This window comes from Rhodococcus sp. NPDC003383, assembly GCF_053589115.1.
The window spans coordinates 60,645-67,529 of the sequence record NZ_JBSFRG010000033.1 but is presented as its reverse complement, the minus strand read 5'-3'; the positions used below and the strand labels follow the sequence as shown (position 1 = coordinate 67,529).

Sequence of the window (6,885 nt, the reverse complement as noted above, 5' to 3'; positions counted from 1 at the left end):
GCTGAAAGCATCTAAGCGGGAAGCCTGTTCCAAGATGAGGTTTCTCACCCCCTCGAGGGGGTAAGGCCCCCGGCAGACCACCGGGTTGATAGGCCGGAACTGGAAGCACAGTAATGTGTGCAGGTGACCGGTACTAATAGGCCGAGGACTTACCACGAAGAAGCTACGCGTCCACTGTGCGGTATCTGAAACAACACCCAATTCGTCAGAATTGGGTGGGCGGAGCCCCTTGATGAAAGGGTCTGCGTTCACTCGATTCGACACGCGAAGCGTGGGTAAAGTTTCATAGAGTTACGGCGGCCATAGCGACAGGGAAACGCCCGGTCCCATTCCGAACCCGGAAGCTAAGCCTGTCTGCGCCGATGGTACTGCACTCGACAGGGTGTGGGAGAGTAGGACACCGCCGAACACCCGTTACCGAAAGGGGACCCACTCACTGGGTCCCCTTTCGTGTTTTTTCGTGAAAGGATTTTTCTGTGTCCGACAACAGCGGTGAGCGTCGATCCTTCCGGGGCGGAGGATCCACCCCGCGGTCGGGACGCGACGACAATCAGGACCGGCGCCGGGACGAGAACCGTTCCGGCCGCAGCGACGATCGCCGGCAGAGCTCGTCGTTCGGCGACCGCCGGCAGGGTCCTTCTTCCGGCGACCGCCGGCAGGGTGAGGGCGAGCGCGGACGGTACGGCCGCAGCGGTGAGGGACGCCCCTCCTATCGAGGAGACGATGCACGTCAGGGCGGAGACCGTCGTCGCGACGACCGGGGTGATCGCCGTCAGGGCGGAGCCGGAGACAACCGTCAGGGCCGAGGTGGCGACCGTCCGAACCGCTACGGCGACGAGCGTCGTGACGATCGGCGCGGTGGCTTCGGCGACCGGCCCCGGGGTGAACGTTCCGAACAGGGTCGTGGCGACCGGGGTCGCGACGACCGCCGGGGCGGCTACGGCGACCGGCCCCGCGGTGAGCGGCCCGAGCACGCCCGTGGCGATCGCGGACGTGACGAGCGTCGGGGTGGTTACGGCGACGAGCGTCGTGACGACCGGCGCGGCGGCTTCGGTGACCGGCCCCGCGGTGAGCGGCCCGAGCACGCCCGTGGTGAGCGCGGACGCGACGACCGCCGCGGAGGCGACGGACGCGACCGCGGACCCCGCGACGATCGTGGTGCCCGCGACAGCCGAGGTCACGGCCCGGATCGACGCGACGGCGGCGCCCGTCGTCGTGGCGGCGAGGGTGGTTTCGGACCCGGCCGCGGTCGCGAAGGCGTGCCCCCGCAGCGTCGCGATGCCCGACCGGACGAGCCGGATCTGCCGGACGATGTCGAAGCCTCGGAGCTGGATCCGACGATCCGTCGCGACCTGCTGAGCCTGGACAAGTCGAACGCGAACACCGTGGCCCGGCACCTGGTGATGGCAGGCAAGCTCATCGACGACGATCCGCGGCTCGCGCTCGCACATGCCCGGGCGGCACGGCAGCGTGCCGGTCGCATCGCCGTGGTCCGCGAGGCCGCGGGCATCACCGCCTACCACGCCGGTGAATGGGCCGAGGCCCTGTCCGAGCTGCGCGCTGCCCGCCGCATGTCGGGCGGTCCCGGCCTGCTGGCGGTGATGGCCGACTGCGAACGCGGACTCGGCCGGCCGGAGCGTGCCATCGAACTCGGCCGCAGCGAGGAAGCCCGTGCCCTGACCGGGGACGAGGCCAGCGAGCTGCGCATCGTCGTGGCCGGTGCCCGCATGGACCTCGGCCAATACGATCAGGCCGTTGTCACCTTGCAGACTCCGGATCTCGACGAGTCCCGGACCGGGACCGCCGCCGCACGCCTGTTCTACGCCTACGCGGACGCGCTGGTGGCAGCCGGCCGCACGAAGGACGGCGTCAAGTGGTTCCTCAACGCGGCCGCCGCCGACCTCGACGGCGAAACCGACGCCGAGGAGCGGGTGGCGGAACTGACCGGCGAGGATCTGTGACCGATCGAGCATCTGCACCCGCGGACGCCCGGACCGCGGCGGGCTCGTCGACGCTGCGGTCGGCGTACGACGTGCTGCTGCTCGATCTCGACGGCACCGTCTACCGCGGCGCCGATCCCGTCCCCGGGGCTGTGGAGGCGCTGACCGGTGGTGACGACCGGCTGTTCTACGTCACCAACAACGCCAGCCGCCGACCCGCTGACGTCGCCGCACACCTGCGCGACCTGGGCTTTTCCGCCGACGAGTCGACGGTGGTGACCAGTTCGCAGTCCGCCGCACGTCTGCTCGCCGAACGTGTCCCCGCCGGTGCCGCGGTCCTCGTCGTGGGGACCGAGGCGCTGTCCGAGGAGATCACCCACGTCGGCCTGAGACCGGTGCGGTCCGCGGACGAGCGGCCGGTCGCCGTCGTGCAGGGGCATTCCCCGGACACCGGCTGGCCGATCCTCGCCGAGGCGACCCTCGCGATCCGGGCCGGCGCGCTGTGGGTGGCGACGAACGTCGACTCCACGCTGCCGACCGAACGGGGCCTGGTGCTGGGCAACGGGTCGATGGTCGCCGCGGTGCGGTCGGCCACCGGCGCGGAACCGGTGGTGGCGGGCAAGCCCGCCGCGCCGCTGCTCGAGCATGCCATCGCCCGCAGCGCCGCGGGCCGTCCGCTCGTCGTCGGTGACCGGCTGGACACCGACATCGAAGGTGCGGTCGCCGTCGGCGCCGATTCGCTGCTGGTGCTCACCGGGGTGAGCACCGTCGCGGAGCTGCTGCGGGCTCCGGCGCGGCAGCGGCCCACCTATGTCGCGGACTCGCTGAGCTGCCTCGACGTTGAGGCCGGGGCGTTGCGCGTCGGCGCCGTCGGGGCGTGGACCGCGACCGTCGACGGCCGAGACCTGCGGCTCGAGGCGGCCGGGCCGGTCGACCCGATGGCGGCGCTGCGGACCGTGCTTCCGGTGGCGTGGGCGAACCCGGACTTCGAACGTGTGGTCGGGGTGAACGACGCGGCCCGCTCCTCGATCGAGGCGTGGAGCGCGGGTGCCTGATCCGGTCGTGCCGCGTGTCCGGTGGGTCGGTGATGCACTAGCGTGGTCAGCGATGAGCACGTCGATTCCACGCCCAGGCCAGCATCTCCCCGGCGCCCAGCCGGGTATCGAACCGGACCGGATCCACGCCGAGGTGGACGGGCTGCTGACCCGTGCCCGGGACGCGGCCGCCGGGGACGGCCACGACCGGGCCGTCGCGATCTCGCGCCAGGCCCAGCTGCTCGAGCAGGCCCACGACGTGCTGGTGCAGGCCCTCGCGACCGTGGACAAGGTCTGACGTGGCACGCCGGGCACGGGTCGATGCGGAACTGGTGCGGCGCGGGCTGGCCCGCTCACGCGAACACGCCAGCGAACTGATCGCGGCGGGCCGGGTGCTGATCGCCGGCACCGTTGCCACCAAACCGGCGACCGCCGTCGAGCCGGGCACACCGCTGCTGGTCACCGAGGTCACCGACGAGGTGTCCTGGGCCTCACGCGGGGCACACAAACTGCTCGGGGCGCTGGAGGCGTTCGCGCCGCAGGGGCTGAAGGTCACCGGACGCCGCTGCCTCGACGCGGGCGCATCCACCGGCGGATTCACCGATGTGCTGCTGCACGAGGGTGCCCGGGAGGTCGCCGCGGTGGACGTCGGATACGGCCAGCTCGTGTGGCGGCTGCAGTCCGACGACCGCGTCCACGTGTTCGATCGAACAAACGTGCGTAATATCGACGCCGAGCAGATCGGCGGCCCGGTCGAGCTGGTGGTGGCGGACCTGTCGTTCATCTCGCTGAAGCTGGTGCTGCCGGCGTTCGTGCGCTGCGTCGCCCCGGGAGCCGACCTGTTGCCGATGGTCAAACCGCAGTTCGAGGTGGGGAAGGAACGCGTGGGCAGTGGCGGTGTCGTACGGGATCCGGCGTTGCGGACCGAAGCGGTGCTCGACGTCGCCCGTGAAGCCCAGATCCTCGGTCTGCGCACGATCGGCGCGGTGGCGAGCCCGCTGCCCGGTCCCTCCGGCAACGTCGAGTACTTCCTGTGGTTGCGGGCCGGTGAGCCCGGCCCCGCGGAACTCGAGCCGTCGGTGATCGAACTCGTCGAACGTGCGGTGCAGGAAGGACCCCAGTGACCACAGCAACCGGTGACACGGCCACCTCGCCGCGCCGGGACATCCTGCTCGTGTCGCATTCCGGGCGCGGCGAGATCGCCGAGACCGCGCAACGCGTCGCGGCGATCTTCGGCGAGGCGGGGATCGGGCTGCGGGTCCTCGCGGAGGAAGCCGACAGCACCGGCCTCGGGGCGCTCGCCGCCCCGGACGGGCAGATCCGCATCGTCGAATCCGGACCGGACGCGGCGGTCGGCTGCGAGATGGTGATCGTGCTCGGCGGGGACGGCAGCTTCCTGCGGGCCGCGGAACTGGCGCAGTGCGCGGCGGTCCCGGTGCTCGGCATCAATCTGGGCCGGATCGGGTTCCTCGCCGAAGCCGAGGCCGAGCACCTCGAGGAGGCGCTCGCGCAGGTTGTGCGCCGCGAGTACCGGATCGAGCACCGCATGACGCTCGACGTGATGATCCGGGTGGACGACGAGATCGTCGATCGTGGGTGGGCGCTGAACGAGGCGAGCGTCGAGAACAAGTCGCGGCTCGGGGTGCTGGAAGTGGTGCTCGAGGTCGACGGACGGCCGGTGTCGTCGTTCGGGTGCGACGGTGTTCTCGTCGCCAGCCCGACCGGTTCGACCGCCTACGCGTTCTCGGCCGGCGGACCGATCGTGTGGCCGGAACTCGAAGCGCTGCTGGTGATTCCGAGCAACGCGCACGCCCTGTTCGCGCGCCCGCTGGTGACGAGCCCCGAGTCGCTCATCGCGGTGGAGACGTTGCGCGGCAGCCACGACGGTCTCGTGTTCTGCGACGGTCGCCGCACCCTGGAACTGCCGGCCGGGGGCCGCGTCGAGGTGGTGCGCGGCAAGCATCCGGTTCGCTGGGTGCGTTTGGACTCGGCGCCGTTCGCGGACCGGATGGTCCGCAAGTTCGAACTTCCGGTGAAGGGCTGGCGAGGAAGGAAACTCTGACGTGCTCGCTGAGATTCGGATCGACAACCTGGGTGTCATCTCCGAGGCGAGCGCCCAGTTCCACGACGGTTTCACGGTGCTGACCGGCGAGACGGGCGCGGGCAAGACGATGGTGGTCACCAGCCTGCACCTGCTGTCCGGCTCCCGCGCCGACCCGGCCCGGGTGCGGGTCGGGGCCGAGCGCGCCGTCGTCGAGGGCCGCTTCGCCGTGGACACCGACGAGACCGCGGGCGCGCTGCCCAGTCACGTCGAACGGGAGATCGCCCGGCTGCTCGAGGCGGCCGGAGCCGAACGGGACGAGGACGGCAGCATCATCGCGGTGCGCACGGTCGGCCGGGACGGGCGTTCCCGCGCCCATCTGGGCGGCCGCAGTGTCCCGGTCGGGGTGCTCGCCGAGTTCACCGACCCGCTGTTGACGGTGCACGGCCAGAACGACCAGCTCCGGCTGCTGCGCCCGGACCAGCAGCGCGCCGCCCTCGACCGATTCGCCGGCAAGGCGGTGCTGCCGCTGCTCGCCGCCTATCAGCAGCACCGGAGCAAGTGGCTGGCCGCGCGCGCCGAGCTGCTCGAGCGCACCGAACGGTCGCGGGAACTCGCGCAGGAGGCGGACCGGCTGCAGTTCGGTCTGGACGAGATCGAGCGGGTCGACCCGCAACCCGGCGAGGACGTCCGGATCGTGGCGGAGGTGCGCCGCCTCGGCGACCTGGATTCGCTGCGGGAGGCCGCGGAGGCCGCACACGCCGTCCTGACCGGCGGCGACGCCGGCGACGGGGACGGGGCGGCGGCCGCCCTGGATCTGCTCGGCGAGGCGCGTGCCCGCGTCGAAGGCGCGGACGATCCGGCCCTGCGCGAGCTGGGTCCGCGCCTGGCCGAGGCGATGGCGGTGGTCACCGACGTCGCCGGCGACCTGTCCGGCTACCTCGCCGACCTGCCGTCGGATCCCGGCGCCCTCGACACCCTGCTCAACCGCCAATCCGAACTCAAGGCCCTGACCCGCAAGTACGCCGCCGACACCGACGGGGTGCTCGCCTGGGCCGAGGAGGCCCGCGCCCGGCTGTCCAAGATCGACGTGTCCGCCGACGCGCTGGCCGAACTCGCCGCGACCGTGGAGTCCGCCGCCGCCGCGACCGCCGAGGCCGCGCAGGCCCTGTCCGCGGCCCGGCACAAGGCCGCGGCCCGGCTCGCGAAGGCCGTCAGCAAGGAACTGTCCGGCCTCGCCATGGGCCGGGCGACCCTGGACGTGCAGGTCCGCGACCGGGAAGCCGCCGAGAAGGACGCGGCGCCGCTGACGATCGGCGACCGGGTTCTGCACGCCGGGGAATCGGGGACCGACGAGGTCGAATTCCGGCTCGCCGCGCACAGCGGCGCCCAGTCGCTGCCGTTGGCGCGCAGCGCATCCGGCGGCGAACTGTCCCGGGTGATGCTCGCGCTCGAGGTGGTGCTCGCCGCCTCCGAACGCGGCGCCACCATGGTGTTCGACGAGGTGGACGCCGGGGTCGGGGGCCGGGCCGCGGTCGAGATCGGGCGGCGGCTGGCCCGGCTGTCGCGCACCCACCAGGTCATCGTCGTCACCCACCTGCCGCAGGTCGCGGCGTTCGCCGACACGCACCTGGTCGTCGACAAGGTCGACGACGCCGGCGGGGTGGTCAGCAGCGGGGTGCGCACCCTCGACGAGACCGAACGGGTCGCCGAGCTGGCGCGGATGCTGGCGGGTCTGGACGACACCGAGACCGGGCGCGCGCACGCCGAGGAACTGCTGGCGATGGCCCACGCCGAACGGCAGAGCTGACCCCGCCACCCCCGGAACGTGCCGAGCGGTCCGTAACCGCGGCTCGCGGGTCCGTTCGGC

General features: G+C 72.0%; 6 protein-coding genes and 2 rRNA genes. All 8 read left to right on the top strand.

What is annotated here, in order from left to right:
• Positions 1–157: ribosomal RNA gene (locus ACWDTS_RS23640) — 23S ribosomal RNA — on the top strand; the annotation flags it as partial.
• 135 nt (positions 158–292) lie between these two features.
• Positions 293–409 (top strand): 5S ribosomal RNA (rrf, locus tag ACWDTS_RS23635).
• A 67-nt stretch (positions 410–476) separates the two neighbouring features.
• Positions 477–1,961 (top strand): hypothetical protein, encoded by a 1,485-nt coding sequence (locus tag ACWDTS_RS23630; RefSeq protein WP_450119135.1) that lies wholly within the window; start codon positions 477–479, stop codon positions 1,959–1,961.
• Positions 1,958–2,995, top strand: coding sequence for an HAD-IIA family hydrolase (locus ACWDTS_RS23625; RefSeq protein WP_450119134.1), 1,038 nt, complete (start codon positions 1,958–1,960; stop codon positions 2,993–2,995). Before ACWDTS_RS23630 ends, ACWDTS_RS23625 begins: the two co-directional genes overlap by 4 nt.
• Before the next feature lie 52 nt (positions 2,996–3,047).
• Positions 3,048–3,272: a hypothetical protein gene (locus ACWDTS_RS23620; RefSeq protein WP_197251822.1), complete on the top strand. Its 225-nt coding sequence runs from the start codon at positions 3,048–3,050 to the stop codon at positions 3,270–3,272.
• A 1-nt stretch (position 3,273) separates the two neighbouring features.
• Positions 3,274–4,098 carry a TlyA family RNA methyltransferase gene (locus tag ACWDTS_RS23615; RefSeq protein WP_450110784.1) on the top strand — a complete coding sequence of 275 codons (825 nt, stop codon included), beginning with the start codon at positions 3,274–3,276 and terminating at the stop codon, positions 4,096–4,098.
• Positions 4,095–5,036: an NAD kinase gene (locus ACWDTS_RS23610; protein ID WP_450110783.1), complete on the top strand. Its 942-nt coding sequence runs from the start codon at positions 4,095–4,097 to the stop codon at positions 5,034–5,036. The genes ACWDTS_RS23615 and ACWDTS_RS23610 overlap by 4 nt, the downstream gene beginning before the upstream one ends.
• 1 nt (position 5,037) lies before the next feature.
• The gene (gene recN / locus ACWDTS_RS23605) at positions 5,038–6,825 is read left to right on the top strand and encodes a DNA repair protein RecN (protein ID WP_450110782.1); all 1,788 of its coding nucleotides are present in this window, start codon (positions 5,038–5,040) and stop codon (positions 6,823–6,825) included.
• Positions 6,826–6,885: the final 60 nt, after the last annotated feature.

Coding starts and splice junctions, on each gene's coding strand:
- ACWDTS_RS23620 (WP_197251822.1), top strand. CDS start 3,048: ATGAGCACGTCGATTCCACGCCCAGGCCAGCATCTCCCCGGCGCCCAG.